20 protein-coding genes and 1 pseudogene are annotated in these 25931 nt (G+C 69.4%); 15 read left to right on the forward strand and 6 right to left on the reverse strand.

Annotated features, from left to right (window positions below):
- Nucleotides 1-98: 98 nt before the first annotated feature.
- The 4 genes from ACXJLH_RS20720 to ACXJLH_RS20735 all read right to left on the reverse strand — a co-directional run bounded on the left by ACXJLH_RS20720 (nucleotide 99) and on the right by ACXJLH_RS20735 (nucleotide 6208).
- The gene (locus ACXJLH_RS20720) at nucleotides 99-734 is read right to left on the reverse strand and encodes a response regulator (protein ID WP_457445953.1); all 636 of its coding nucleotides are present in this window, start codon (nucleotides 732-734) and stop codon (nucleotides 99-101) included.
- On the reverse strand, nucleotides 731-2152 hold the full coding sequence (locus tag ACXJLH_RS20725) for a cache domain-containing protein (RefSeq protein ID WP_457445954.1): 1422 nt from the start codon (nucleotides 2150-2152) through the stop codon (nucleotides 731-733). The genes ACXJLH_RS20720 and ACXJLH_RS20725 overlap by 4 nt, the downstream gene beginning before the upstream one ends.
- Nucleotides 2098-5469 (reverse strand): S41 family peptidase, encoded by a 3372-nt coding sequence (locus ACXJLH_RS20730; protein ID WP_457445955.1) that lies wholly within the window; start codon nucleotides 5467-5469, stop codon nucleotides 2098-2100. Before ACXJLH_RS20730 ends, ACXJLH_RS20725 begins: the two co-directional genes overlap by 55 nt.
- A gap of 91 nt (nucleotides 5470-5560) precedes the next feature.
- Nucleotides 5561-6208 (reverse strand): DedA family protein, encoded by a 648-nt coding sequence (locus tag ACXJLH_RS20735; RefSeq protein ID WP_457390484.1) that lies wholly within the window; start codon nucleotides 6206-6208, stop codon nucleotides 5561-5563.
- Between the two features lie 57 nt (nucleotides 6209-6265).
- On the opposite strand from ACXJLH_RS20735, the gene mutL reads away from it, so the two are divergent.
- The 9 genes and pseudogenes from mutL to ACXJLH_RS20780 form a co-directional block, all read left to right on the forward strand.
- Entirely contained in the window at nucleotides 6266-8107 is a 1842-nt protein-coding gene (mutL, locus tag ACXJLH_RS20740) for a DNA mismatch repair endonuclease MutL (RefSeq protein ID WP_457390483.1), read from the forward strand.
- Nucleotides 8108-8116: 9 nt separating this feature from the next.
- Complete coding sequence (locus tag ACXJLH_RS20745) at nucleotides 8117-9403, forward strand: pseudouridine synthase (RefSeq protein WP_457445956.1); 1287 nt, start codon at nucleotides 8117-8119, stop codon at nucleotides 9401-9403.
- Nucleotides 9404-9514: 111 nt separating this feature from the next.
- Entirely contained in the window at nucleotides 9515-10441 is a 927-nt protein-coding gene (gene miaA, locus ACXJLH_RS20750) for a tRNA (adenosine(37)-N6)-dimethylallyltransferase MiaA (RefSeq protein ID WP_457445957.1), read from the forward strand.
- A 46-nt stretch (nucleotides 10442-10487) separates the two neighbouring features.
- Nucleotides 10488-11141: an ABC transporter ATP-binding protein gene (locus ACXJLH_RS20755; protein ID WP_056201577.1), complete on the forward strand. Its 654-nt coding sequence runs from the start codon at nucleotides 10488-10490 to the stop codon at nucleotides 11139-11141.
- Complete coding sequence (locus tag ACXJLH_RS20760; protein WP_457445958.1) at nucleotides 11138-13678, forward strand: FtsX-like permease family protein; 2541 nt, start codon at nucleotides 11138-11140, stop codon at nucleotides 13676-13678. Before ACXJLH_RS20755 ends, ACXJLH_RS20760 begins: the two co-directional genes overlap by 4 nt.
- A complete protein-coding gene (locus ACXJLH_RS20765; protein ID WP_457445959.1) occupies nucleotides 13675-14709 on the forward strand; it encodes a lipocalin-like domain-containing protein in 1035 nt (344 codons plus the stop codon). Before ACXJLH_RS20760 ends, ACXJLH_RS20765 begins: the two co-directional genes overlap by 4 nt.
- Before the next feature lie 160 nt (nucleotides 14710-14869).
- Nucleotides 14870-16675, forward strand: coding sequence for an ABC transporter transmembrane domain-containing protein (locus tag ACXJLH_RS20770; protein ID WP_457445960.1), 1806 nt, complete (start codon nucleotides 14870-14872; stop codon nucleotides 16673-16675).
- Between the two features lie 76 nt (nucleotides 16676-16751).
- On the forward strand, nucleotides 16752-17879 hold the full coding sequence (locus ACXJLH_RS20775) for a lactonase family protein (protein WP_457445961.1): 1128 nt from the start codon (nucleotides 16752-16754) through the stop codon (nucleotides 17877-17879).
- A gap of 21 nt (nucleotides 17880-17900) precedes the next feature.
- A pseudogene (locus ACXJLH_RS20780) lies at nucleotides 17901-18008 on the forward strand (ATP-binding cassette domain-containing protein); the annotation flags it as partial.
- 98 nt (nucleotides 18009-18106) lie between these two features.
- On the opposite strand, the gene ACXJLH_RS20785 reads toward ACXJLH_RS20780, so the two are convergent.
- Nucleotides 18107-18871 carry a helix-turn-helix domain-containing protein gene (locus ACXJLH_RS20785; RefSeq protein ID WP_457445962.1) on the reverse strand — a complete coding sequence of 255 codons (765 nt, stop codon included), beginning with the start codon at nucleotides 18869-18871 and terminating at the stop codon, nucleotides 18107-18109.
- Nucleotides 18872-18988: 117 nt separating this feature from the next.
- Between ACXJLH_RS20785 and ACXJLH_RS20790 the strand changes: the two genes are divergently transcribed.
- The 5 genes from ACXJLH_RS20790 to ACXJLH_RS20810 are packed head-to-tail and all read left to right on the forward strand — an operon-like array spanning nucleotide 18989 to nucleotide 22788.
- Nucleotides 18989-19888 carry an NAD-dependent epimerase/dehydratase family protein gene (locus tag ACXJLH_RS20790; RefSeq protein ID WP_457445963.1) on the forward strand — a complete coding sequence of 300 codons (900 nt, stop codon included), beginning with the start codon at nucleotides 18989-18991 and terminating at the stop codon, nucleotides 19886-19888.
- Nucleotides 19889-19916: 28 nt separating this feature from the next.
- Nucleotides 19917-20732, forward strand: coding sequence for a thymidylate synthase (locus ACXJLH_RS20795; protein ID WP_457445964.1), 816 nt, complete (start codon nucleotides 19917-19919; stop codon nucleotides 20730-20732).
- Nucleotides 20729-21223: a dihydrofolate reductase gene (locus ACXJLH_RS20800; RefSeq protein ID WP_457445965.1), complete on the forward strand. Its 495-nt coding sequence runs from the start codon at nucleotides 20729-20731 to the stop codon at nucleotides 21221-21223. The genes ACXJLH_RS20795 and ACXJLH_RS20800 overlap by 4 nt, the downstream gene beginning before the upstream one ends.
- A 4-nt stretch (nucleotides 21224-21227) precedes the next feature.
- Nucleotides 21228-21806 carry a DUF4337 domain-containing protein gene (locus ACXJLH_RS20805; protein ID WP_457390471.1) on the forward strand — a complete coding sequence of 193 codons (579 nt, stop codon included), beginning with the start codon at nucleotides 21228-21230 and terminating at the stop codon, nucleotides 21804-21806.
- A gap of 28 nt (nucleotides 21807-21834) precedes the next feature.
- Nucleotides 21835-22788, forward strand: a complete 954-nt coding sequence (locus ACXJLH_RS20810; RefSeq protein WP_457445966.1) for a LysR family transcriptional regulator — start codon at nucleotides 21835-21837, stop codon at nucleotides 22786-22788.
- A 44-nt stretch (nucleotides 22789-22832) separates the two neighbouring features.
- On the opposite strand, the gene ACXJLH_RS20815 is transcribed toward ACXJLH_RS20810, so the two are convergent.
- Complete coding sequence (locus tag ACXJLH_RS20815; RefSeq protein WP_457445967.1) at nucleotides 22833-24017, reverse strand: hypothetical protein; 1185 nt, start codon at nucleotides 24015-24017, stop codon at nucleotides 22833-22835.
- Nucleotides 24018-24202: 185 nt separating this feature from the next.
- Here ACXJLH_RS20815 and ACXJLH_RS20820 point away from each other — a divergent pair, with 185 nt between their 5' ends.
- On the forward strand, nucleotides 24203-25894 hold the full coding sequence (locus ACXJLH_RS20820; RefSeq protein WP_457445968.1) for a hypothetical protein: 1692 nt from the start codon (nucleotides 24203-24205) through the stop codon (nucleotides 25892-25894).
- The last annotated feature ends 37 nt before the right edge of the window (nucleotides 25895-25931 follow it).

Below are 25931 nucleotides of genomic sequence, written 5' to 3' on the forward strand. Positions count from 1 at the left end.
CAAACCGCTGTGCCAGGTACGAAAAGTGCCCGCTTCTAGCATGGCAATCTAGGGGGATCAAGTCCCTTTTCCGGGCCGCTCTTGCGCGAACACGCGAGTCATTTCAATCCAGCTTCTCTCGCATGTTCGACCGCATACCGGATCAGCTCCGCCTGCCCGTCCAGCTCCAGCTTGCGCTTGATGCTCTGGCGGTGGGCTTCGACGGTGCGCACCGACAGATCCAGGTCGCGGGCGATCTGCTTGCTCGACGCGCCCTGCCCCAGCAGGCTGAGGATCTCGCTTTCGCGCGGCGTCAGCACCGGCTTGGGGGCCTGGCCGCGGAATAGCCGGCCTGAGACTGCAGCGCTCAGGAAGGTGCCGCCCGCGGCCACCGCATCGATCGCCGACACGATCTCGGTCGCCGGCGCATCCTTGAGCACGTAGCCGCGGGCACCGGCGATCAGCGCACGTTGCACGTATTCGGGGTTGTCATACATGCTGAACATCAGCAGCCTGATGGACGGCTGGGCGGCCAGCATCTCGGCGCCCAGCGTGATGCCGTTGCCGTCCTTCAAGCCCACATCCATCAGCACGACGTCGGGCGCCGTGCGCGCCAATTGCTCCAGGGCCTCGGCCCGCCCGCCGGCCTCACCAACGATCTCGAAGCGCGGCACGGCCGCCAGGCGCGCAACCAGGCCCTCCCGCACCATCGGGTGGTCATCGACGAGCAGGATGCGGATGGGTGTCGGGGTCATGCAGCAGCGCGAGCCAGGTCGGAAGCCGCTAGTTTGACCGTGAGGCGACTGCCCATGCCGGGCGAAGCGAAGAGACTCAGGCGGGCACCGAGGGCGGCCGCCCGTTCGCGCATGCTGCGCAGGCCCAGTCCCCGGTCGGCTGCGGCCTGGGCGGCGTCGGCGTCGAAGCCCTGGCCGTCATCGTTGATTTCCAGCGCCAGGCCACCGTCGCGCTCGAAACGCAGCAGCACGCTCACCGTCGTCGCGTGGGCATGCCGGGCCGCGTTGTTCAGCGCTTCCTGGGCAATGCGGAACAGGGCCGTGTTCACGGCCTCGGGCAAGCCCACCTCCTCACCCTCAACCGCCGCCGAGAAATGCGTGCCACCGGCAGCGTCGAACTCGCCCGCCAGATGCTGCAGTGCCGCAGGCAGGCCGAGGGTGTCCAGCAGCGCCGGCCGCAGCGCGTGGGACAGGTGGCGCACCTCGGCCAGCGTGCTGTTCAGGCGCTTCAAGGCCAGCTCCTGTAGCCGCGCAGCACCCTCGGGTTCGTGCTGGGCCGACTCGATCAGCAGCTTGGTGGCCACCAGCGCCTGGCTGACGCCGTCATGCAGCTCGCGCGCCAGCCGTGCGCGCTCATCCTCCTGGCTCTGCACGACCTGGCGGGCCAGGGCACGCAGCTTGGCCTCGGCGCTGCGGTGCTCGCTCAGGTTCAGGGCCAGCGCACCGGCGCTGATCAGCGCGACGCCGAAGACGGCGACAGCGCCCACCCACAGCATGGTGGCCGTGATGTTCTGGCGCGCGCCGCGCTCCAGTTCGGCCATCGTGGCCTCAATGCCGTCCAGATACAGGCCCGTGCCCAGCATCCAGTTCCACTGCGGCACGGTGACGACATAGCCCAGCTTGGGCGCCAGCAGGCTGCTGGACGGCTTGCGCCACAGGTATTCGACATAGCCGCCGCCGGCCTTGGCCTGATTGATGAGCTGCTGGATGGTGGGCCGGCCCTTGGGGTCGCGCATCTCCCAGAGGTTTTGCCCGATCAGCTCGGGCTGGCGCGAATGCATCAGCACGTGGCCGTCCAGCGAATAGACGAAGAAATAGCCGTCGCGGCCGTAGTCCAGCGAGGACAGGATGGCCAGCGCCCTCTCGGGCCCGCCCGGCTGGCCGAGCAAGGGCTGGATGGTGCTGACCGCCAGGTCGACGTAATGCTTGAGCTCGGTGCGCCGCGCGTCCATATAGCTGGCGCGCACCAGCGCATGCTCGCGCGCCGCCAGCTCGCTTTCCTGCTGGCGCACGGCCAGCGCGATCAGCGCGAGGGAGGCCAGCAGCGGCAGCAGCGCCAGCAGGAACAGGCGGCCCCGCAGGGACAGGGCCGCCCAGGCTTTCATCAGCGGCCCAAGGTTGCGGCGCTCGGCGCTGCCTTGCGCTGGATCGGCTTCCACCCCTCCAGGCGCTTCAGCACATCGGCAATCGCCGCATTCAGCTGCGTGTCATCGCCGCCGTTGACGGCCGCCGGGTCGAGCTCGACGTCGATGTCTGGCGACACGCCCTCGTTCTCGATGCGCCATTCGCCATCCGGTGTGTAGAAACGAAAGAAGGGCACGGTCAGGAAGCCGCCATCGGCCAGCGGCGGGTTGGCCGAGATGCCAATCAGGCCGCCCCAGGTGCGCTTGCCGATCAGCGGCCCCAGGCCCACGCGCTTGAAGGCATAGGGCATGAAGTCGCCACCCGAACCGGCGTCCTGGTCGATCAGCATGGCCTTGGGGCCGTAGATGGCACCGCCCGGCGTGTCGAAGACGAGGCCGTCACGGTCCTTCCAGCTGCCCAGATACGGCCGCGACAGCAGCTCCGTCACGTAGTTCGCCGCTTGCCCACCGCCATTGCGGCGGTCGTCGACGATGAGCGCCTGCTTGTCGATCTGCGCGAAGAACATGCGGTTGAAGTGCTCGAAGCCCTGGCCCGCGGTGTCGGGCATGTAGACGTAGGCAATCTTGCCGCCACTCTTTTGCTCCACCTTCCTGCGGTTGCCGTCGATCCAGGCCCAGCGGCGCAGCAGGCTCTCGTTGGCAATGGGCTCGACGGTGATCTCGCGGCGACCCTTGCCGGCGGCGTCCCGAGCGATGGCAATGACGACCTGCTTGCCGACGGTGTTTTCCAGCAGCGAATAGATGTTGGTCGGCTCCATCAGCTCATGGCCGTTGATGGCGAGGATGAAGTCCCCTTCCTTCACACCCAGGCCGGCCACCGTCAGCGGCGAGCGCAGATTGGGGCTGAGGCGGTCGCCGGCGTAGAGCCTGGCGACCTTGTAGCGACCCTGCTCGACGACGAAGTCCGCGCCCAGCAAGCCGACGGCGACGGGCGCCTCCTGATGCACGTCACCACCGCCGGCACGGTTGTGGCCGACCTGCAACTCGCCGATCATCTGCACGAGCAGGTCGTTCAGGTCCTCGCGGCGCTGCACATGGGCCAGTTGCGGCAGATAGCGGTCATAGACGGCCTGCCAGTTCAAGCCATGCATGGCCGGGTCGTAGAAGAACTCCTTCTCCATCCACCAGGCCTCGTCGAAGATCTGCTTCCACTCGGCCTTGGGGTCGACACGGGCTCGCAGGCCCGACAGGTCCAGCGGCTTGCTGTCGCCCTTGTCATTGGCATCGCCCACCTCCAGCTTGCCGCCGGCCACGGTCAGCAGCAGCTTCTTGTGGTCTTCGCTCAGCGAGAACTCGGCAATGCCGGTGCGCAGCAGTTTGGGCTTGCGCTCCTCGAAGTCGAAGCGCCACAGCTCGGCCGTCGCGCGACGCTCGGCCTGCGGCGGCTCGTTGCTGGCGCCGGGTTGCGGGCGCTGCAGATAGAAGAGCGCGCCGTCCGAGGCGACTGCCAGGTTGTCGTAGTTGCGCTCGGCCACCGGCAGGGCCACGACGCGATCGGCCAGGCCATCGAGGTCGACCTTGATCGGCTTGACCGGCTCGGCCTTGGGCTTCTCGTCCTTCTTGGCGTCAGCCTTCTTGGCGTCAGCCTTCTTGTCGTCCCTTTTGTCGTCCTTCTTTTCTTCCTTTTTGTCGTCCTTGCTCTCGTCCTTCTTGTCGTCCTTCTTGCCATCCTCGTCACCCGCCTTGGGCGCCAGCGGCGACTTGCCGTCGGCCGCGAGCACCACGGCGTAGAGGCCGGCACGGCGCGGGCGCTCCTGTGTGGACAGATCCAGCCCGACCTGGCTCGGGCCAGAGTTGATGGACGCCGTGAAATACAGGTAGTCGCCCTTGGCCGAGAAGGTCGGGTTGCCGGCATGGGCCAGGCCGTCGGTGACGGCATGGTTGCGGCCGGTCGCCAGCTCGTGCAGCACGATGCGGCTGAAATAGTTCTCGCCCGAGGTCGTGTAGGCCAGCCAGCGGCTGTCCGGCGAGAAGGACACGGCATAGCCGTCGGCGCCGAAGCGGCGCACGTCGGTGGCGACCCTGACGAGCTGGCCGCGCTGCGGGCCGAGCACCAGGCTCAGCCGATAGAGGTTGAGGTGGTTGTCCTGCAGCACGAACTGATTGCCGTCAGGGGACCAGTCCATCAGCGCGAAATAACCCTCCTTGGGCAGCAGGAAGCGTTCCTTCGCCCCCAGGCCGGTCTGGTTCTGCAGCACCAGCTCATGGCGCATGCCCGGGGCGTCGGACAGGTAGGCCACGCGCTGGCCGTCGGCGCTCCACAGCGCGTCCTTCTCGCGCACGCCGGGGGTCTCGGTCAGGTTGCGCACGCTGCCGTCCTTGACCGGCACCGTGAATACCTCGCCGCGGGCGCTGACGACAACGCGCTTGCCGGTGCTGGACAGCTGAGCATGGGTCAGCGTCTTGCCAGCATCCTTCCACTGCGGCCGCGCCTGAGGCGCAATGCTGGTGAGCTGGATGTCGAGCACACGCGGCGTGCCGCCTGCCAGTTCAATCTGCTTGATGCGGCCACCGGACTCGTAGACCAGGGTCGTGCCGACGGCGTCGACGCTGCGCACGTCCCATTGCGTCTCGCGGGTCAGTTGGCGCAGCGATTGGGTCGCCGGGTTGAAAGCGAAGAGATTAGCCGCGCCGTCGGCACGGTCGGAGATGAAAACGACCTCGCTGCCGGCCCAGACCGGTGCGGAGTCGGTCGCATTGACGTGGGGAATCTGCTGCCACTTCTGGCTGGCGACATCCATGACCCACACCGGTGGCGTCGAGCCACCGCGGCTCTGGCGCCAGCCGCTCATGCCGGCATAGGCGGCGTTGTAGGGGCGGTAGGCCAGCTGCTTGCCGTCGGCCGACCAGGCGCCCTCGAAGGCCACGGCCTTCATGACCTGCTTCTCGTAGCCGCCTTCCACGCTGACCTCGTAGAGCTGGTTGCTGCGGTTGTTCAGCACCTCGCGCGGCGAGGCGAACAGCACGCGCTTGCCATCAGGGCTCCAGCCGCTGACGACGTCAGCCGTCGGGTGCCAGGTCAGGCGTTTGGGCGCGCTGCCGTCCAGGCCGATGACGTAGACGTCGGTATTGCCGTCATAGCTGGCCGAGAAGGCGATGCTCCTGCCGTCCGGCGAGAAGCGCGGCGCGAACTCGGCAGCCGCATGGCTGGTCAGGCGCCGGGCATTGCCGCCACTGCGGTCAGCCAGCCAGAGATCGCCGGCATAGACGAAGGCCAGGTGGTCCTTGGAGACGGCGGGCTGACGCAGCATGAGCGTCGGTTCGGCCGCCATGGCCGCGCCGGAGGTCATCCAGGCACAGGCCAAAGCCATGGCGATACGGGTCAGGGTCATCGGGATCTCCGATCAGACGAAAACCCGCGACTCTAGTGCGCCTTGGGCGCGGCTCCGAAAGTCAGCGCCGGGCTGAGTTGGCCGTGCCGAGTCAGCCCGGCTGGCGCTTGAACCTGGCCTTCAGGCCGCCGGCGATGATGACCAGGCCTGGTATGAGAATCATGGCCCAGATGATCTTGTCCAGGTTGGTTTTGACCCAGGGCACGTTGCCAAAGACATAGCCGATCAGCGTGACGCCGCAAACCCACAGCACGCCGCCACCCACGTCATACAGCGTGAACTTGCGCCGCGTCATCTGCGCCACGCCGGCCACGAAGGGCGCGAAAGTGCGCAAAAAGGGCATGAAGCGGGCCGCAACGAGGGTGATGCCGCCGTACTTCTCGTAGAAGGCATGGGCCTTCTCGAAGGCGGCCTTGTTGAAGAAGCGCGAGTCCTCCCACTGGAAGACGCGCGGGCCGAAATGCCGGCCGATGCTGTAGTTGCTCTGGTTGCCGAGGATGGCCGCCGCCGTCAGCAGCGCCATGGACAGGCCCAGGTCCATCAGCCCGACGCCACACATGGCGCCGACGACAAAGAGCAGGGAATCCCCCGGCAGGAAGGGCATGACGACCACGCCGGTCTCGATGAAGATGATCAGGAAGAGCAGCGCATACACCCAGGCGCCGTAACTCGCGACGAAGTTGGCCAGGTGCTGGTCGACGTGCAGGACGAAGTCGATGAGGAAGGGAAGGAAATCCATGGGCGGCGATTATCCCGGCCCGGACGTGACAGCCGGACGGCGCCGATAATCCGGTCGATGGATTTGCCCCTGCCCGACCTCCCTGCCCCACGCGCCATCCGCGAACTGCCCGATGAGCTGATCAGCCAGATCGCCGCCGGCGAGGTCGTCGAGCGCCCGGCCTCGGTGGTGCGCGAGCTGGTGGACAACGCGCTGGACGCCGGCGCGAAGAACATCCAGGTCAAGCTGATGGCCGGCGGCGTGCGGGCCATCGTCGTCGAGGACGACGGCTGCGGCATCCCTGTCAACCAGTTGCCCCTGGCACTCAAGCGCCATGCAACGAGCAAGATCGCCAGCCTGAGTGACCTGGAATCCGTCGCGACGATGGGATTCCGCGGCGAGGCCCTGGCCGCCATCTCGTCGGTCTCCGACATGGCCATTGCCAGCCGCACCGCCGCCGACGCTCACGCCCACCGGCTGGACGCCCGCAGCGGCGAGCTGCAGCCGGCCGCCCGTGCGCGCGGCACCAGCGTCGAGGTGCGCGAGCTGTTTTTCGCCACCCCCGCCCGCCGCAAGTTCCTCAAGACCGATGCCACCGAGCTGGCCCATTGCGTTGAAGCCGTGCGCCGCCATGCGCTGGCGCGTCCCGACGTCGGCTTTGCGATCTGGCACGAAGGCAAGCTCGTCGACCAATGGCGCGCCGCGTCCAGCGAGCAGCGCATTGCCGATGCGCTGGGCGCAGACTTTGTCACCGAGAGCCGCCCCTTCGAGCACAGCTTCGGCCCCTTGGCCCTGACCGGACGCGCCGGCCTGCCCGAGGCGGCGCGCTCGCGGGCCGACCAGCAATACGTCTGGGTCAATGGCCGCCATGTGCGCGACAAGCTCATCAGCCACGCCGTGCGCTCGGCCTACGAGGACGTGCTGCACGGCCAGCGCCAGCCCAGCTATGTGCTCTTCATCGAGATCGCGCCCGAGCTGGTGGACGTGAACGTGCACCCGACCAAGATCGAGGTGCGCTTTCGCGACGGCCGCGCCATCCACCAATCGGTGCGCCGCGCCTTCATCGACGCGCTGGCCCAGTCGCGTGCGGACGCCGCCGGCGTCGAATCGGCCATGGCGCCGCTTGGCTTCGAGCCGACGATGCCGGCCACGCTCTTCGTCTCGGAGCCGCGCCCGGCCTACCAGTCCTATGTGCCGCCCGTGCCGCCGACGGCCGAGCAGGTCAGGCTGTCCCTGGTCCAGCACGAGGCCTTGTGGGCCCCTGGTGAAGCTCCTGAGCCCGCACCTGCGACAGCCGCGCCGACGATCAGCTTGAAGATGAAGTTGCCGGACGAGGACTGGCCGCTGGGCCGCGCCATCGCGCAGATCCAGGGCGTCTACGTCCTGGCCGAGAACAAGCAAGGCCTGGTCATCGTCGACATGCACGCGGCCCATGAGCGCGTCGTCTATGAGCGGCTCAAGGCCAGGCTCGGCGCGACCCAGATCGAAAGCCAGCCGCTGCTGATCCCGGTCAGCTTCGCCGCTACGGCCGAGGAGGTCGCCGCCGCCGAGCAGCATGCCGACACGCTGTCAAAGCTCGGCCTGGATGTCGCCCCGCTGTCCGCCCGCACCTTGGCCGTGCGCTCCCGCCCCGCCCTGCTTGCGGCCTCCGACCTCGTCGCGCTGACCCGCGAGCTGCTCGCCGAGATGGCCCAGTTCGACGCCAGCTCGGTGCTCGAACGCGCTCAGCATGAAATCCTCGCCACCATGGCCTGCCACGGCGCCGTGCGCGCCAACCGGCAATTGACGCTGGACGAAATGAACGCGCTGCTGCGCGACATGGAAGCCACCGAACGCGCCGACCAATGCAACCACGGCCGCCCCACCTGGCGCCAGCTCGACATGCGCGAGCTGGACGCCCTTTTCCTGCGCGGACGCTGAAAGAAAACGATGGCCACCATCACCCTCAAGGGCAAGCCCAAGCCTGCTGCCAAGACTCGTAACGCCGAGGGCGAGAAGCGCGCGCCGGTGCGCGGCAAGGGCGTCTCCAAGCCCCGCACGACGCTTGCCAAGGCGCAGGCCGACCGGGCCGAGCGCGAGGAACAGTTCCAGAAGTCGCAAGCGCAGCGCGCCGAGCGGCCCGCACCGGCTCGCGACGAACGGCCGGCTCGCCCGAAGCCGACGGGTTTCAAGTCTGACTGGCAGCAGCAGCCGCGTGGCGATGCGCCGCAGCGCCCCGAGCGTGGCCCGCGTGCACGACCCGACGAGCGCCCGCCGCAGTACCGCGGCGACGCACCGCAGCGCCCAGAACGCGCCCCTCGCGCCCGCCCTGACGAACGCCCTCCTGCTGACCGCCCACCGCGCGTCGACCAACGCCGTGTGGCCAACCGCGGCCCCAACTTCGAGCCGCCACAACGCCCTCAGCAGCGCCGCAACCCGGCCCGCGAGGTCGCCCCTGAGGACGGCGAGCGCCTGTCCAAGCGCATGGGCGAGCTCAAGCTTGCGTCGCGCCGCGAGGCCGATGACTGGATTGCCGCCGGCTGGGTGCGCGTCAACGGCAAGGTCGCCGTGCTGGGCCAGCGCGTCGGCCCCGACGTGCAGATCGACATCGACCCCGCCGCCCGCAACCAGCAGGCCCAGCTCGTCACCGTGCTGCTGCACAAGCCCATCGGCTATGTGTCCGGCCAGGCCGAAGACGGCTATGAACCGGCCGTCGTGCTGTTCCAGCCCGAGAACCGCTGGGCGGAAGACGCCTCCGGCATCAAGCCCAACGCCGGCCACCACCGCAACCTGGCTCCCGCCGGGCGGCTGGACATCGACTCCACCGGCCTGCTCGTGCTGACGCAGGACGGCCGCATCGCCCGGGTGCTGATCGGCGACGACTCCGACGTCGAGAAGGAGTACCTCGTGCGTGTCGAGTTCGTCGGCCTGCCCGGTGCTGAAGCCGTGCCAGAGGGCACGCTGCCCAACGCGGCGCTGTCGAACAACAAACTCGCCCTGCTCAACCATGGCCTGGAGCTGGATGGCGAAGAACTCAAGCCCGCCAAGGTCAGCTGGCAGAACGAGCACCAGCTGCGCTTTGTGCTGCGCGAGGGCAAGAAGCGCCAGATCCGCCGCATGTGCGAACTGGTCGGCCTCAAGGTCGTCGGCCTGAAGCGCGTGCGCATCGGCCGCATTCCGCTGGGCCATCTGCCGGTTGGGCAGTGGCGCTATCTCGCGCCATGGGAGAAGTTCTGAACCTCGCCGCAGGAAACACAGCCACAGAGGCACAGAGCCACAGAGGAACAGCCTCTTGCTACTGAATTTCTCTGTGCCTCTGTGGCTCTTTGGCTGTGTTGGGCTGTATTGATGAGCGCGCCCTTGTCACCCATTTGCATCGCCGGCCCCACCGGTTGCGGCAAGACGGCAGCGGCTCTCGCCATCGCCGAGGTGCTGCCGGTCGAAATCATCAGCGTCGACTCGGCGCTGGTCTACCGCGGCATGGATATCGGCACCGCCAAGCCCACGGCCGCTGAGCAGGCCGCGGTGCCGCACCATCTCATCGACATCCTTGACCCGACCGAGAGCTATTCGGCCGCCGAGTTCGTGCGCGATGCCAAACGGCTTGCTGCGGAGATCAGCGCGCGTGGCAAGCTGCCGCTGCTGGTGGGCGGCACGATGCTGTACTTCAAGGCGCTGTTCGATGGCCTGTCGACGCTGCCCCAGGCCGACGCCGACCTGCGTGCCGCCATCGACGCCGAGGCGGCCGAGCGCGGCTGGCCAGCGATGCATGCGGAGCTGGCCAAGCTCGACCCTGAAACGGGCGCCCGCTTGGCGCCCAACGACAGCCAGCGCATCCAGCGCGCGCTGGAAGTCATCCGCCTGACCGGCCAGCCGCTGAGCGCCCTGCACGCCGCCTCGCGCGACGAAGGTGTGGACTGGCCGCTGTTCTCGCTGGAGCCCAGCGACCGCGCCTGGCTGCACGAGCGTCTCGCCCAGCGTTTCGACACCATGCTTGAACAGGGCCTCGTCGATGAAGTGAAGGCGCTGCAGGCCCGTGGCGACCTGAGCCTGGCCCTGCCCTCCATGCGCTGTGTCGGCTACCGCCAGGCCTGGGAAGCGCTGGACGCCAACAACTTCTCCGACCTGCGCGAGCGCGGCATCGCCGCCACGCGCCAGTTGGCCAAGCGCCAGATCACCTGGTTGCGCAGCATGCCGCAGCGCCGCGTCATCGCTTGCGACGGCGCCCAACCCATCCCCGAGCTGCTGGTCGGCTTGCAGAGGTTGCTCGCTTGATTCCCCCGCGGGCCGGCGCCGCGCGCAAGGACCCAGAATCCGGTCCATGAGTCTTCTGAGTGCGCGCCGCCTGGCGAAGTCCTACGGCGAGGTGGCCGTGTTTTCCGATGTGGATCTGGACCTGGACGCCGGCGAGATCGTCGCCCTGCTCGGCGAGTCCGGCAGCGGCAAGTCCACGTTGCTGAACTGCCTGGCCGGGCTGGACGAGGCCGACGCCGGCACCATCACGCTGGTGGGCCAGGACCTGCGGGCGCTGGACGATGAGGCCCGCTCGGCGCTGCGGCGCCGCGAGCTGGGATTCATCTTCCAGGCCTTCCATCTGCTGCCGCATCTGAACGTGGCCGACAACGTGGCCCTGCCGCTGCGCCTGCTGGGCCAGCGCGATGACGAACGGGTGCGGCAGATGCTGACGGCGGTGGAACTGGCGCCTCTGGCCGCGCGCATGCCCAGGCAGTTGTCGGGCGGGCAGTTGCAGCGCGTGGCGATCGCGCGGGCCCTGGTGCACCGCCCTCGCCTCGTGCTGGCCGATGAACCCACTGGCAACCTCGACCCGCGCCATGCCGGCGAAGTGCTGGCCCTGCTGCGCCGCTGCACGCAGGAAGCCGGTGCGGCCTGCCTGCTGGTGACGCATTCCGAGCGTGCGGCCGAGGCGGCACACCGCAGGCTTCGGCTGGATGCCAGCGGGCTGCATAGCGCATGACCCTTTGGCGCCATTTCACCTGGCCCGCCTGGCGGGACCAGCCCGGCCGCGTCGTGCTGGCCGTCATCGCCGTCATGCTGGGCGTGGCCCTGGCCTTCGGCGTACATCTGCTCAATGGCGCCGCCCTGGCCGAATTCGCGCGTGCGGCGCGCGGCGTCAACGGCCAGCCCGATCTGGTGCTGACAGCCCGCGCCGGCCCACTGACCGATGCCGACCTCGTCGATCTGCTGAACCGCCCCGAAGTCGCCGCCGCCAACCCCGTCGTCGAGGCCATGGCGCTGTGGCCGGGCCAGGTCGGCCCAGGCGGGCGGGGCCTGTCCATCCGCCTCATCGGCCTGGACCCACTGGCGCTGCTGGCCTCGGCCGCTGCCGGCCGTCCGCTGGCGGCTGAACTGACGCCCCAGGTCGAAGGTGGGCCGGCGGCGCTGCTGAGCCCCCATGTCGTCCACCTGAACGCCGCCGCCCGCAGATTGCTGCCTGGCGGCGCCACCCAGCTGGCGCTGCGCCTGCCAGGTGAAGGCACGCCGCGCGACATCGAGTTGGCGATCGGCGGGCGCGTCGCCGCCGACAACACGCCGCTGGGCGTGCTGGACATCGCCGATGCGCAAGCCCTGTTCGGCCGCGTGGGCAGCCTGGACCGCATCGACGTGCAACTCGCGCCCGGCGTGGACGCCACGGCCTGGACCGCCCGCCTGCCCGCGCGCTGGCTGGCCACGCCTCCGGCCGATACCGGCGCCCGGCTGTCCGACATGACGCGCTCCTACCGCGTCAACCTCGGCCTGCTGGCCCTGATGGCCCTGTTCACCGGCAGCTTCCTCGTCTATGCCGTGCTGTCCCTGGCCACGGCCCAGCGCCTGGCGCAATGGGCGCTGGTGGGCGTGCTCGGCGTATCGGCGCGCATGCGCTGGCGGTTGATCCTGGCCGAAGGCCTGGTCATCGGCCTCGCGGGCACGGCGCTGGGGCTGGCCCTGGGCGTCGGCCTGGCCGCGGGGGCGCTGAAGCTGATGGGCAGCGACCTGGGCTTGCACGGCGCCACCGATTCATCGGCCGAACTGCTGTTCAACCAGCCACTGCTGCTGCCGGCCCTGGTCTACGCGGCACTGGGGCTGGCGGCCACCCTGGTCGCGGCGCTGGCACCCGCACTGACGGTGCGCCGCATCGCGCCCGCGCTCGTGCTCAAGGGCCTGGGCCTGCCGGCGGCGCGCACCTTGCCCGCCTGGGCCGGCCTGGCGCTGCTGGCTGTGGGGGCGTCGCTGGCCTGGCTGCCGCCCGTCTGGGGTGACACACCGGTCGCTGCCTATGCAGCCATGTTCTTTCTGCTGATGGGCGGCCTGGCCCTGGTGCCGGCCCTGGTGCAGCTGATGACGGCGCTGCTTGCGCGCCTGCCGGCGGGCGCCCTGCTGCTGCTGGCCCGCGAACGCAGCCGCGACCAGGCGACCGAAGCGCGCCGGTCGCTGGCCGGCGTCCTGGTTGCCCTGGCCCTGGCCGTGGCCATGACGGTCATGATCGGCAGCTTCCGTGAATCCCTGATGCGCTGGCTGGACCAGGCCCTGCCGGCCGACCTCTACGTGCGCAGTGCGCTGCGGGGCGCCAACGGCATTCCCACACCGCTGCCGCCACCCCTGCTGACGGCGTTGTCGCGCCTGCCCGAAGTCGCCCGCACCTCGCCCCAGCTCACGGCCCGGCTGCGGCTGGCGTCCAGCGGCGAAACCGTGGCCCTGACTGCGCGCGACATCCGGGCCGGCGGCCTGCCCCTCGTCGAACGCTGGACGGGCGCAGCCGCGGCGGGCACCCTGGCGGTCTGGGTCAATGAGGCCGCGCGGGACCGCGACGGGCTGAAGCCGGGGCATGTCTTCCAGGGCGAGCTGGTCGACGGCGGCCGCGCGCTGAAGCTGCAGGTGCGCGGCGTCTGGCGTGACTATTCACGCCAGAACACCGCGCTGTGGATGGCGCTGGACGACTACCGCCGCGCCAGTGGCGACACCAGCACGGCCGAGCTGGCACTCTGGCTGGCACCGGGCCGGTCGCTGGAGTCGGCGCGCACCGCGGTTCGCCAGCTCGGCGGCGACAACGTCGAAATGGCCGCGGCGGGCGAGTTGCGCGCGCTGTCGCTGAGGATCTTCGACCGCAGCTTTGCCATCACCGTGTGGCTGCAGGCCGTGGCCCTGGCCGTGGGGCTGTTCGGCGTCATCGCCAGCCAGTCGGCTCAGGCACTGGCGCGCAAACGCGAGTTCGGCCTGCTGCGCCATCTCGGCCTGTCCAGGCGCCAGCTGCTGCGGCTGCTGCTCATCGAGGCCAGCCTGTCGGGCGGCGCGGGCGCGCTGGCCGGGCTGGCGCTGGGCCTGGGCCTGAGCGTGGTGCTGGTCTACGTCGTCAACCCGCAGAGCTTTCACTGGAGCATGGAGATGCATTTGCCGGTTGCGCGCCTGGCGGCCCTGGTCGGCCTGGCCTTCGCGGCGGCGGTCGGCGCGTCGCTGCTCGCCGGCCGGCGTGCCCTCGGCGCTGACGCCGTGCGCGCCGTGAGGGAGGACGCATGAAGCGGCGTGCCCTGTTGCTCGCTGCGCTGCCGCTGCAGGCCCGAGCGGCCCTGCAATTCCCATCTGACTTCGGCGCCCACCCGACCCAGGGCATCGAGTGGTGGTATTTGACGGGCCTGCTCGGCGACAGCAAGAGCGCACCGCCGCGCTTCGGCTACCAGTTGACCTTCTTCCGCCTGCCCGGCCCGGCAGCGGCCGACCATCCCAGCGGACTCGCGGCCAGGCAGTTGCTGCTCGGCCATGTCGCCTTGTCCGACCTGGGTGCGAAGAAGCAACGCCACAGCCAACGGTTGCTGCGCGGCCTACCAGGCGCGGTGCAGGCCATGGAGGGTGACAGCGACGTCAAGCTGCGCGACTGGACGCTCAAGCGCAGCGGCGACGGCTATCGCGCCGCCTTCAACGGCCCGGGCTTCGCGCTGGCGCTGAACCTGTCCACGCCCGACGCGCCACTGCTGCAGGGCGAGGCCGGCCTGTCCCGCAAGGGGCCCGATCCCGCGCAGTTCAGCCGCTACTACTCGCGCCCCCAGCTCGCCACCGAGGCCATGCTGACCCTGGACGGCCAACGCCAGCGCCTCACCGGCCGCGCCTGGCTGGACCATGAATGGAGCGACAGCCTGCTGGGCCAGGCGCAGGGTTGGGACTGGCTGGGCATCAACCTCGATGATGGACGCGCGCTGACCCTCTTCCAGCTGCGCCGCAAGGACGGCAGCCGGGACTGGGCCGGCGGCAGCCTGCGCAGCCCCGGCCAGCCCGACCGCAGCTTCACGCCCCAGGAGGTCGAGATGACGCCGCTGCGGCACTGGACCAGCCCCGCCACGGGCGCACGCTACCCGGTCGAGTGGCGGCTGAAGAGCCCAGCTGGCGACATGCTGCTGAGCACCTACTTCGACGCCCAGGAGATCGACGCGCGAAACAGCAGCGGCCTCGTCTATTGGGAAGGTGTCGCCCAGTTGTTCGACCGCGAAAAACGGCCACTCGGCGCCGGCTACCTGGAGTTGACCGGCTACGCAGGGCGACTGCCGTTGCCGTGACCCACAATGCGCGCCGAATGCAGCCACGGCAACCCACTCGCCCGACCTTTGGCTGGGACAACCCGGCGCAGCCATGCGCTGCAACTGCTCTGCCACCAGGACCTTGACGACGCGATGCTGGCCCGCGCCTGCGCCGTGCTGACTGAAAAGCTGTAACCCCATGAGTTCCACGACCGAACGCCCCGCGTCCAAGCAGGCCCGCTCCTTGAGCGGCCTGGTGCCCTTCCTGCGCCCCTACCGCGGCCGCATCGCGCTGGCCTTTGCAGCCCTGTTGCTGTCTGCCATGGCCACGCTGGCCTTCCCGCTGGCGCTGCGCGGCCTCATCGACGCCGGCTTCGAGGCCGCCAACCCCGGCGAGAAGCTGATGGCGTTGCGCGAGCATTTCCTCGCGATGTTCGCCGTCGGCGCCGCACTGGGGCTGTTCTCGGCGTCGCGCTTCTACATGGTCACCTGGCTGGGCGAGCGCGTGACGGCCGACATGCGCAACGCCGTCTACACCCATGTGCTGCGACAGAGCCCTGAGTTCTTCGAGACGACGCAGACCGGCGAGGTGCTCTCCCGCATCACGACGGACACCACCGTCGTGCAGACCGTCGTCGGCTCCAGCCTGTCCATGGGACTGCGCAACATGGTCATGGGCATCGGCGCGCTGGTCATGCTCATCGTCACCAATCCCTATGTGATGGGTCAGGTGCTGGGCATCCTGGTGCTGGTCGTGGCGCCGGCGCTCTACTTCGGCCGCCGCGTGCGCAAGCTCTCGCGCGCCAGCCAGGACCGTGTGGCTGACACCTCGGCCATCGCCGCCGAGGTGCTGAATGCCGTCACCGTCGTGCAGAGCTACACCCAGGAGGCCGCCGAAGCCAAGCGCTTCTCCGCTGCCAGCGAGGCCGCCTTCGACACGGCGCGCAAGCGCACACGCATCCGCAGCTTCATGGTCGCCTTCATCATCACGGCCGTCTTCGGCGCCATGCTGTGGGGCCTCTACCAGGGCACGCAGGCCGTCATCGCCGGCAAGATCTCGGCCGGCCACCTGGGCCAGACCGTCGTCTACGTGACCCTGCTGGTCAGCAGCGTGGCCGTGCTGGCCGAAGTCTGGGGCGACGTGCTGCGCGCGGCGGGTGCAACGGAGCGCCTCATCGAACTGATGGAGGCGCGGTCACCAGTGGCCGAGCCCGCTGCGCCGAAGGCCTTGACGGCCGCGCAGGGCGGCAGTCGTGTCGAGTTCGACGCCATCACCTTCAACTACCCCTCACGGCCCGCCACGGCGGCGCTGGACCGGCTCAGCCTGAACATCGCGCCCGGCGAGACCGTCGCCCTGGTCGGCCCCAGCGGCGCCGGCAAGAGCACGGTGCTGCAACTGCTGCTGCGCTTTTACGACCCGCAGTCCGGCTCGATCCGGCTCAACGGCGTCGAGACCCGCGAACTGAGCCTCAAGGATCTGCGCGCCAACATCGGCCTGGTGCCGCAGGACAGCGTCATCTTCTCGACCTCGGCGATGGAGAACATCCGCTACGGCCGCCCAAGCGCGACGGACGACGAAGTCATCGCCGCAGCCAAGGCTGCCTTTGCCGACGACTTCATCCGCGCCTTGCCCGAGGGCTATGCCAGCTTCCTCGGCGAGCGCGGCGTGCGCCTGTCCGGCGGCCAGCGCCAGCGCATCAGCATCGCCCGTGCCATGCTGAAGAACCCACCGCTGCTGCTGCTTGACGAAGCGACGAGCGCGCTGGACGCCGAAAGCGAACGCGTCGTGCAGGCCGCGCTGGAAGCGGCCATGCAGCACCGCACGACGCTGGTCATCGCCCACCGCCTGGCCACCATCCAGAAGGCTGATCGCATCGTCGTGCTGGACGCCGGGCGCATCGTCGACATCGGCCGGCATGACGAGCTGGTGGCCCGCGGCGGGCTGTATGCGAAGTTGGCGGCGATGCAGTTTGGGCTGAAGGCCGACGCGCAAGCCGCTGCTTGAACGGCAGGTCCTGGGAGCGGGACGCCCCCCGTCCTGCGCCATGCGCATGGCCGGGCCTTAGAACGAACCTTCCCGCATGAAAAAACTCGCCCTTGCATTGATCCCCTCACTGCTGCCCATCGCCATCGCGGCCCAGACGCTGGTCTATGTCGGCACCGACACCGGCGGCGAGAGCAAAGGCATCTACGTCTCCACCCTTGACGAGATCACCGGCGCGCTGTCCCCGCCGCTGCTGGCCGCCGCCATCGGCAACCCGGGCTTCCTCGCCACGCACCCGAGCAAGCCCTTGGTCTACTCGGTCGCCGCCGGCCGCGCCGCGGATGGGTCCTGGAAAGAGGAAGTTGCCGCGTTCACCGTGCAGGACGACGGCCGCCTGGTGCTGCTCAACACCCGGCCCTCGGGCGGCAACGGCCCTTGCCACATCTCCGTCGATGCCGGTGGGCGCGTGCTGCTGCTGGCCAACTACAACGGGGGCAACGTCGTGTCCTACCCCATCCAGGGCGACGGCAGCCTGGGGCCGGCGGCTTCCACGGTTCAGCATGAGGGCGCCAGCGTCAACCCACAGCGCCAGCAGCAACCCCACCCGCACGGCATCTACCCCGGCCCGACCCAGACCCGCGCCTATGTGCCCGACCTGGGGCTGGACAAGGTCATGATCTACCGGTTGGACGTGGCCAGCGGCCGGCTCTCGCCCAACGCCCCTGCCCATGCCGCCACCGAGGCCGGAGGCGGCCCGCGCCACCTCGCCTTCCATCCGAATGGCCGCTACGCCTACGTGAACCTGGAGCTGACCTCCCGCGTGGCCGCCTACCGCGTGGATGCGGTGACCGGCGCGATGGAGGGCTTTCAAGTGCTGTCCAGCCTGCCGCCCGGCACCAAGGCCGAAGGCAACAGCACCGCCGAGATTCTGGTCCACCCAGGCGGCCGGTTCCTCTACGTGTCCAACCGCGGACACGACAGCATCGCGATGTTCGAGATCGACCCGCAGGACGGTTCGCTGCGCTTCATCGAGGCGACGAGCACCGGCGGGCACATGCCGCGCAGTTTTGGCATCGTGCCGGGCGGGCGCTTTCTGGTGGCGGCCAATCATGACAGCGGCAACGTCACCGTTTTTCGCATGAATCCCGAGCACGGCACGCTGTCACGCGTTGGCGGCGAGGTAGCGATTGACCAGCCTGCGTACGTTCGCTTCTTGCGGCGCTAGACGATAGGCATCGCGGCGGCCAAGGCCCCCCAGGGCTATGCCAACCTCCTTGGCGAGGGCAGCGAGCGCCTGTCTGGCGGCCAGCGCCAGCGCTTCAGCATCGCTCGTGCGATGCTGAAGAACCCGCCGCATTGGGCGCCACGAAGAGCTGGTGGCTCGCGGCGGGCTGTATGCGAAGCTGGCGGCGATGAAGTTGGGTTTGGTCACGAACGCAGGAGCGGCCCGAGCTACTCCGGCAGCCGCCGCATCCAGCGCGACATGTGGCTCTGGTGGGCGAAGCCGGCCATCAACGCGATCTCACTGAGCGCCCCCGCCCGCTGCTGCACCAGTTGCCGGGCACGCTCGACACGCCGCGACACCACGTAGCGATGCACCGGCATGCCGACGCCGCTGCGAAACAGCCGCTGCAGGCTCCACGGACTGACGCCCGCCACCCGCGCCAGGCTGGGCAGCGACAGCGGTCGTTCGAGATTCGCCTCGATGTAGTCCTGCACGCGCTGCAGGGCCGGGGCTGCGGGCGCCTCCGGCGATGACGGCGCGCGCAGCAGCACCGCCGTGGCAACCGACTGCACAAGGCCGTTGCGGAAGTGCTCGCCAAAGGGAGCGTCGGATTGCAGGTCCTGGGCCAGCGCATAGAGCAGCCCCTGCAGGCGCGGCTCGCGCGCCATGTGGACCATGCCGACTTCGACATGCCGGCTGCCCAGGCCCAGCTCGTCCGCCATCCGCTCCAGCCGGGACGGGGCGATCAACACCTCCAGGCTGTTGAAGTCGGACTGGGCCTCAAACCCGTCGGCGGCCCCAGCCGGCACGATGTCCACGTCGCCGCGCGTGCGCAGGAAGGGCAGCCCCGTGCGCAGACAGGCCGTCTTGGTGCTGGCACTGAGATGGAGGACGACGCGGTGGTGGTCCAGCGGCGTGGCGAGCGCCCGACCCGCACGTTCGTGCCGCGACCGCAACGCCATCCCGCTCCGGCTGATCAACTCTGAATGCATGGCGGCAATCTAGCGGGCCGGCCAAATCCCCAGCCGCCGAGGGGCCGTGCCCGAATGTGCCGTTCGCTGCTCTTTTCGTGCGCGACAGGGCATGCCCACAGCCCCTACAAACTCGGCATGAACAACATCCTTGTCATCGGCGCGGGCCCCACGGGCTCGAACACTGCGGCCCTCCTTGCGTCGAAGGGCCATCACGTCACGCTGGTCAGCCGGCGCGGAACGCCTGCCTCCCATCCGGGCGTGAGGCACGCCGCGGCGGACGTCAACGACCCGCAGGCCATGCGCGAACTCGCCGCGGGCGTCGACACCCTCATCAACTGCGCGATGCCGGCCTACGACCGCTGGCCCGAGGAATTCCCGCCGATCGGGAGCGCCGCGCTGTCGGTGGCGGCGGCCGTGGGCGCCCGGCTCGTGACCCTGAGCAACGTCTACGGCTACGGCCCTGTCGAAGGACCGCTGCGCGAGAACCATGCGCTGGCGCCCCATACCGTCAAGGGGCGGGTGCGCGCCGGCATGTGGGACCTGGCCCGGCGCAGCGGCGTGCCGGTGGCCGAGGTCCGCGCGAGCGACTTCCTGGGCCACGCGTCGGTGGGCTACTTCAACCTCTTCGTGCTACCGGCGCTGCTGAAGGGTGAGGAGAGTGTCTTTCCTGGCGACCTCGACGCCGCGCACAGCTGGAGCTTCACGCTGGACGTCGCGGCCACGCTGGCCGCGGCGGCGACATCGCAGCAGTCCTGGGGCCGGGCCTGGCATGTACCGTCCTGCACGGCCTCGGTGCGCGAGCTGGCCAACGCCACCGCCCGCCTGGCGAAGCTGGGCGCACCCAGGCTGCGGCGCATGACGGCCGAGGAGCTGCGGCAGGCGGCCGAGGCTGACACCATGATGGCGGAGGTGGCCGAGATGGTCTACCTGTTCGAGCGCCCGTTCCTGCTGGATGCCAGCGAGACGCAACGCCTGCTGGGCGTGTCAGCCACGCCGCTGGAGCAGGTGCTGGCTGACAACCTGGGGCCCTGCTAGACCAGGCGCCTGCGGAGACAATAGGGGCATGAGCACCCCGCCCCGTCCTCCGCAGCAATACGAAGATTTCATGCGCCATGTGTTCGAGCATGGCGTGCAGAAAAGCGATCGCACCGGCACCGGCACGCGCAGCGTGTTCGGCCACCAGATGCGCTTCGACCTGGCCCTGGGCTTCCCGCTGGTGACGACCAAGAAGGTGCACCTGAAGTCCATCGTGCTGGAGCTGCTGTGGTTCCTGCGCGGCGACAGCAACGCCCGCTGGCTGCAGGAACGCGGCGTGACGATCTGGAACGAGTGGGCGCGCGAGGATGGCGACCTCGGGCCGGTCTACGGCGTGCAGTGGCGCTCCTGGCCGACGCCGGACGGTGGCCACATCGACCAGATCGCCGAGGTCGTGAAGCAGCTGAAAACCAACCCGGACTCACGCCGCATCATCGTCAGTGCCTGGAACGTGGCCGAGCTTTCGAAGATGGCACTGATGCCCTGCCACGCCTTCTTCCAGTTCTACGTGGCGGACGGGAAACTGAGCTGCCAGCTCTACCAGCGCAGCGCCGACATCTTCCTGGGCGTGCCCTTCAATATTGCGTCCTACGCACTGCTGACGATGATGCTGGCCCAGCAGTGCGACCTGCAGCTCGGCGACTTCATCTGGACCGGCGGCGACTGCCACATCTACGACAACCACGTCGAGCAGGTGCAGACCCAGCTCGCCCGCGAGCCGCGGCCCTACCCGACCATGACGATCAAGCGCCGGCCGGCGAGCATCTTCGACTACGAGTACGAGGACTTCGAGCTGAGCGGCTACGACCCGCATCCGGCGATCAAGGCGCCGGTGGCGGTATGAGCAAGATCACGTTGGTGGCAGCCGTTGCGAAAGACGGCGCGATCGGGCGCAACAACGCGCTGCTCTGGCACCTCCCCGAAGACATGGTGCATTTCAAGGCGCTGACCCTGGGCAAGCCCGTCGTCATGGGCCGCAAAACCTGGGACTCGATACCCGCGAAGTTCCGCCCGCTCCCGGGCCGCCGCAATCTCGTCATCAGCCGTTCGGGGGCCGAACTGCCCGGTGCCGAGGTGTTTGCGAGCCTGAATGCCGCGCTGGCCGCCTGCCAGGACGCGCCCGAGGCCTGCGTCATCGGCGGCGGCGAGATCTACGCGCTGGCCTTGCCGCTGGCTGACAAGCTGGCGCTGACCGAGGTGGATGCCGTCTTCCCGGATGCGGACCGGCATTTCCCGGCCTGGCCGCGAGACCAATTCATCGAAGACCGACGCGAGCCGCACGCCGGCGCCAACGGTCTTCGTTTCGATTTTGTTGACTACGTTCTCAAGGAGTAACCCCATGTCCGGACACGGCTTCCACGTCCACGGCCCGCACGAGCACGAGCTGGAGCATGCGGCCCAGCACGATGCCAAGGGCTTTGCCGGCCAATTGGCCGTCATCACCGCCATCCTGGCCACCCTCGGGGCCGGCTTCTCCTACATGGGCGGTGCGACGCAGGCCAATGCCGGCATCCTGAAGAACGACGCGGCCATCAAGAAGACCGAGGCCAGCAACCAGTGGAACTACTACCAGGCCAAGAGCAGCAAGCAGAGCCTGTCTGAACTGGCGCTGGAGCTGACGACCAGCGAGGAGCAGAAGGCCAAGTACAAGGACAAGGTCGCCCGCTACGAGAAGGAAAAGGCCGACATCAAGCTGGCGGCCGAGGCGCTGGAAGCCGAGTCCAAGCACTTCGACGAGAAAAGCGAGGCGCAGCTGCACATGCATCACCGCTGGGCCCAGGCGACGACGGCGCTGCAGGTATCCATCGCGCTGGCCGCCATCGCGCTGCTGACCAAGCGCCGCTGGATGGAATGGGCCACCATCGCCGCGGGCGGCATCGGCATCGTGCTGGGCGGGCTGGCTGCCGCGCACATCTGACGCCTGCCCGGGCCTAGGATGCCGGCCCATGCTCCACCGCATCGACGAAGAGATCACCTTCCGCAAGCTCGAGATCCTGCTGGCCTTCATGGAGAGCGGCAACCTCGCGCGGGCGGCGGAGCGGCTGGGCATCAGCGCGGTCAGCGTGCACCGGGCACTGCATTCGCTGGAGACGGGCACGCGCTGCAGCTTGTTCCGGCTGGAGGGCCGCAACCTGCAGCCCAATGACGCGGCCCACGCGCTGGCCGACGTGGCCCGCGAGGTGCTGCAGGCGATGGCTCACGGCATCCGCGCCACGCGCGAGATCGCCGGCTACGCGGCCGACCGCATCCGCATCGGTTCGCTGTACTCGCTGACCAGCGGCACCGTGCCGGCCCTCATCATGGCGCTGCGCCTGCGCAAGCCCGACATCCAGACCGAGCTGGTGCTGGGCTCCAACAGCGACCTGCTGCGCAAGCTGCGTGACGGCGCCGTGGACGCGACGGTGATGGGCTTTCCCGAGGGCGCGGCCGACGTCGAATCGCAGCTGCTGTTCGAGGACGAGATCTTCTTCGCCGCACCCGCCGACTCGGCCTACGCCCGCCAGACCGAGGTGGACCTGGGTGCCTGCGCGGACGAGCGTTTCGTGTCGCTGAACGAAGGCTATGTGACGCGCGACCGCTTCGTCGAAGCCTTCCAGGTGGCGGGCTTCGAGCCCAACGTCGTCATGACCACCAGCGACATCTTCTCGCTGATGAACCTGGTGGGCGGCGGCATCGGCTGCACGCTGCTGCCCGGGCGCGTGCGCGGCGTGCTGCCGCGCAGCGTCTGCCTCGTGCCGCTGGCGGCGCGCTATCAGATGCGGCAGAAGATCAGCGTCGTCTTCCTGCGCACGCGGGAGCGTGACCCCAACCTGCTGTCGCTGCTGGCCGCCTGCCGCAGCCACACGGCGGAACTGGAAGCCAACCTCCCGCCGCCGTTGACGCCGGGGCACGGTGGGTAGGGACTACCGCCCACCGAGACGGCACGCTTCTCAAGAACCTTCGGTCAATCGACCAGCGCCTGCAGCGCCTTCAGGTCGAGCTGCTGCAGCACGCGCTGCATCGGTTCGGTGAAGATGTCGCCGCCATTCACGGCCACCTTCAGCATCTGCGGCCGGCCGGGATGGTTGCGGTCCCAGGGGAAATCCGGGTCGGGCTTGACCAGGCGCGGGTAGCGGTCCAGCGGCACGGCGGCGTCGTGCAGCCCGTTCAAGCCCAGCAGCGCAGGCGCGGCCAGTTGCTGCGGCGACAGGCCGGCGCGCCAGGCCTCGACGCGGCGAAGCATGGTCTGCAGCGGGTTGGCGTCGACACCGGCGGCTGCCTTGCGGCGGGCCGCGCGAGCGTCGGCTTCGCGGGTGGCGCGCAGTTGGTCGCGCAACTCGACAGTCATCTTCTCGGCCGCGGCCGGGTCCACCTTGCGCAGGCCGGCGGTCACCTTCTGCACCTGGGATTCGTCAAAGGCCTCGCGCGCGGCAGTGTCGCCCTCGGCCGGCAGGCCCGCGCGGGCGCTGCTGTCCTCCTGCATGCGGCGCTTCAGGTCGCGCAGCGTGAAGTCCACGTACTCGGCGGTGGTCACCGCCACCCAAGGCAGGCGGCCACCGCGCGTGAACACCAGCTGATGGCCGCCGTACAGCGTGTAGCTGTTGAGTTGCCCGGTGGCGGGCAGCTCTCGCCAGGCCTGCAGCTGTTCGTCGCGCAACTCGGCATGGGGCGACTCGAAGAAGCTGGTGGGCGCGTTGATGGCCACCACCACCGCGGCCATCGGCCCGAGACGGTTGGCCTTGGGGTTGACGTCGCAGCGGCCGGGCAGCCACATGCTTTCGCGGTGGTCGCGCAGCAGCAGGCTGCCGCTGCGCGCGGGTGCGTCCCATTGGCCACCCACCTGCCAGCTGCTGCGCAGCCGCGTGCGCGGCAGCTCGTGCAGTTCCCGCTGGGCATGGAGGATCGCGTTGACCCGTTGCAGCGCCTGCCGCATTGGGGCGACGGCGGGGTCGGCGACGCGGCGCTGGTCCGCCGTGGTGGGGTGCTCCGCATCCACCCAGCAGTCGATGGCAGCGGCGGCGGGCTGCGGCACGGCCAGCAGCGCCAACGTGCTCATCGCGGCAGCAGCGCGCGGCAAGGTGTCGTTCAGGAACAGGCGCAGGGCCTTGGTGACTGGCATCTGAAGGTCGAAGCGGAATGAGGGATTCATGGTCGACGGATGGCGATAGCGAGGCGCCAGTGTTGCGACCCGCCAGGGCGCTGTCATCGCTCTGAAGAGCCATCGCGGCCGTGGCATGCATGGCTCTCCGATGACTGCCGCCATGGCCTGTCGGGCGGATGGCAGCCGCGCACCCGGTCGGCACAGTGCCGCCACCCCAATCGACCGGAGTCCACATGACCACCACTGCTTCCCGTTTCCCCCTCTCCCTGCTGATCGCCGCTGCGTTGACCGCCTGTGGCGGTGGCGGCACCGATGCCGCCACCGGCAGCCCGGCCCCCACGCCGCAAACGCCACAAACGCCGACGCCCACCACGCCGCCGCCCACCGCAGCAGGGTTCAGTTTCACGCTGGACACGGGCAAGGCCATCGTCTGGCAGGGCCAGCAGGCCAGCGTCGCCGTCGCCGTGCAGCGCGATGCCGGCTTCACGGACGCCATCCAGTTCAGCGCCGAAGGCATGCCCGCCGGTGCAACGACCGCAGCGCTCAGCGTGCCCGCCGGCAGCAACGCCGGCACGCTGACGCTGCAGGCCGCCACCACGGCACCGCACTCGCTGCCGACCAGCGTCACGATCAAGGGCGCTGGCGGCACGGCCAACGCCAGCAAGCCCCTGACGGTGACGGTGCGCGGCCAGGCGGGTGACATCGACACCAGCTTCGGTGGCGGCACGCTGGTGACGCCGGGCGGCATCACCGACGACTACGTGCGCGGCGTGACGGTGCAGGCCGACGGCAAGGCCGTCGTGGCCGGCTTCGGCGTCTTCGGCTCCACCACCGGCACCGACTTCATGGTGGTGCGCCACCTGCGCGACGGCGGCCTGGACCCGAGCTTCGGCAACGGCGGCAAGGTCAGCACCGCGTTCAACAACGGTGGCCGCAGCGATGAGGCCCAGGCCGTGGCCGTGCAGGCCGACGGCAAGATCCTCGTCGCCGGCAGCAGCGACCAGGGCGCCAGCGGCTATGACTTCGCGCTGGCCCGCTACAACGCCGACGGCACGCTGGACACGACCTTCGGCAGCGGCGGCCGCGTGACGACCTCCTTCGGCAACGGCGCCGACAAGGCCTACGCCCTGCTGCTGCAGCCCGACGGCAAGATCGTGCTTGGCGGCGACAGCAGCCAGGGCGCCAACGGCAGCGACTTCGCCCTGGCCCGCTACAACGCCGACGGCAGCCTCGATGCCAGCTTCGGCAACGGTGGCAAGGTGCTGACCGCCATCGGCAGCGACGGCGCGCGCGAAACCATCTACGCGCTGGCGCTGCAGACGGCCGCAGGCGTGTCCCGCATCGTCGCCGCCGGCGGCGAGGGCGACTTCATCGCCGCCGCCTACCGCGCCGACGGCGCGCTGGACGCCGGCTTCGGCACCGCGGGCATCGTGCGCAGCCTGTTTGGCAGCGTGACCGGCGCGGCGCGCGGCGTCGTCGTCACGGCCGACAGCAAGCTCGTGCTGGCCGGCCACCGCGACCATGATTTCGCCGCCGTGCGCCTGCTGCCCAACGGCGGCATGGATGCCAGCTTCGGCACAGGGGGCCGTGCCGTCGTCGCGGTCAGCGCCGACAACTGGGACGAAGCCACCGCCCTCGTGCAGCAGGCCGATGGCCGGCTGCTGCTCGGCGGCTGGATGTACACCGGCAACAGCTCCAGCGCCGACACCGTGCTGCTGCGGCTGAACAGCGACGGCAGCCGCGACACCGGTTTCTCCCCCAACGGCGTCCGCGTCACCGCGGTGGCCAGCGGCGTGCGCACCGACTCAGGCCGCGCCCTGGCCCTGCAGCCCGACGAACGCGTGCCCACGGTGCGCGTGCTTCAAGCCGGCGAGGCCGGCGGCAACAGCGACCTTGACATCGTGCTGATGCGCCACTGGCTCTGAGCCCCCGACGCGCCGCCGCAAACTTCCTGGAGCCCTC

The organism is Roseateles sp. P5_E4 (assembly GCF_054049255.1).

What these genes read in the sequence shown, in the direction of transcription:
- ACXJLH_RS20720 (WP_457445953.1), bottom strand. Translation starts at nt 734, where the DNA reads ATGACCCCGACACCCATCCGCATCCTGCTCGTCGATGACCACCCGATG.
- ACXJLH_RS20730 (WP_457445955.1), bottom strand. Translation starts at nt 5,469, where the DNA reads ATGACCCTGACCCGTATCGCCATGGCTTTGGCCTGTGCCTGGATGACC.
- ACXJLH_RS20735 (WP_457390484.1), bottom strand. Translation starts at nt 6,208, where the DNA reads ATGGATTTCCTTCCCTTCCTCATCGACTTCGTCCTGCACGTCGACCAG.
- mutL (WP_457390483.1), top strand. Translation starts at nt 6,266, where the DNA reads ATGGATTTGCCCCTGCCCGACCTCCCTGCCCCACGCGCCATCCGCGAA.
- ACXJLH_RS20745 (WP_457445956.1), top strand. Translation starts at nt 8,117, where the DNA reads ATGGCCACCATCACCCTCAAGGGCAAGCCCAAGCCTGCTGCCAAGACT.
- miaA (WP_457445957.1), top strand. Translation starts at nt 9,515, where the DNA reads ATGAGCGCGCCCTTGTCACCCATTTGCATCGCCGGCCCCACCGGTTGC.
- ACXJLH_RS20755 (WP_056201577.1), top strand. Translation starts at nt 10,488, where the DNA reads ATGAGTCTTCTGAGTGCGCGCCGCCTGGCGAAGTCCTACGGCGAGGTG.
- ACXJLH_RS20760 (WP_457445958.1), top strand. Translation starts at nt 11,138, where the DNA reads ATGACCCTTTGGCGCCATTTCACCTGGCCCGCCTGGCGGGACCAGCCC.
- ACXJLH_RS20765 (WP_457445959.1), top strand. Translation starts at nt 13,675, where the DNA reads ATGAAGCGGCGTGCCCTGTTGCTCGCTGCGCTGCCGCTGCAGGCCCGA.
- ACXJLH_RS20770 (WP_457445960.1), top strand. Translation starts at nt 14,870, where the DNA reads ATGAGTTCCACGACCGAACGCCCCGCGTCCAAGCAGGCCCGCTCCTTG.
- ACXJLH_RS20775 (WP_457445961.1), top strand. Translation starts at nt 16,752, where the DNA reads ATGAAAAAACTCGCCCTTGCATTGATCCCCTCACTGCTGCCCATCGCC.
- ACXJLH_RS20785 (WP_457445962.1), bottom strand. Translation starts at nt 18,871, where the DNA reads ATGCATTCAGAGTTGATCAGCCGGAGCGGGATGGCGTTGCGGTCGCGG.
- ACXJLH_RS20790 (WP_457445963.1), top strand. Translation starts at nt 18,989, where the DNA reads ATGAACAACATCCTTGTCATCGGCGCGGGCCCCACGGGCTCGAACACT.
- ACXJLH_RS20795 (WP_457445964.1), top strand. Translation starts at nt 19,917, where the DNA reads ATGAGCACCCCGCCCCGTCCTCCGCAGCAATACGAAGATTTCATGCGC.
- ACXJLH_RS20800 (WP_457445965.1), top strand. Translation starts at nt 20,729, where the DNA reads ATGAGCAAGATCACGTTGGTGGCAGCCGTTGCGAAAGACGGCGCGATC.
- ACXJLH_RS20805 (WP_457390471.1), top strand. Translation starts at nt 21,228, where the DNA reads ATGTCCGGACACGGCTTCCACGTCCACGGCCCGCACGAGCACGAGCTG.
- ACXJLH_RS20810 (WP_457445966.1), top strand. Translation starts at nt 21,835, where the DNA reads ATGCTCCACCGCATCGACGAAGAGATCACCTTCCGCAAGCTCGAGATC.
- ACXJLH_RS20815 (WP_457445967.1), bottom strand. Translation starts at nt 24,017, where the DNA reads ATGAATCCCTCATTCCGCTTCGACCTTCAGATGCCAGTCACCAAGGCC.
- ACXJLH_RS20820 (WP_457445968.1), top strand. Translation starts at nt 24,203, where the DNA reads ATGACCACCACTGCTTCCCGTTTCCCCCTCTCCCTGCTGATCGCCGCT.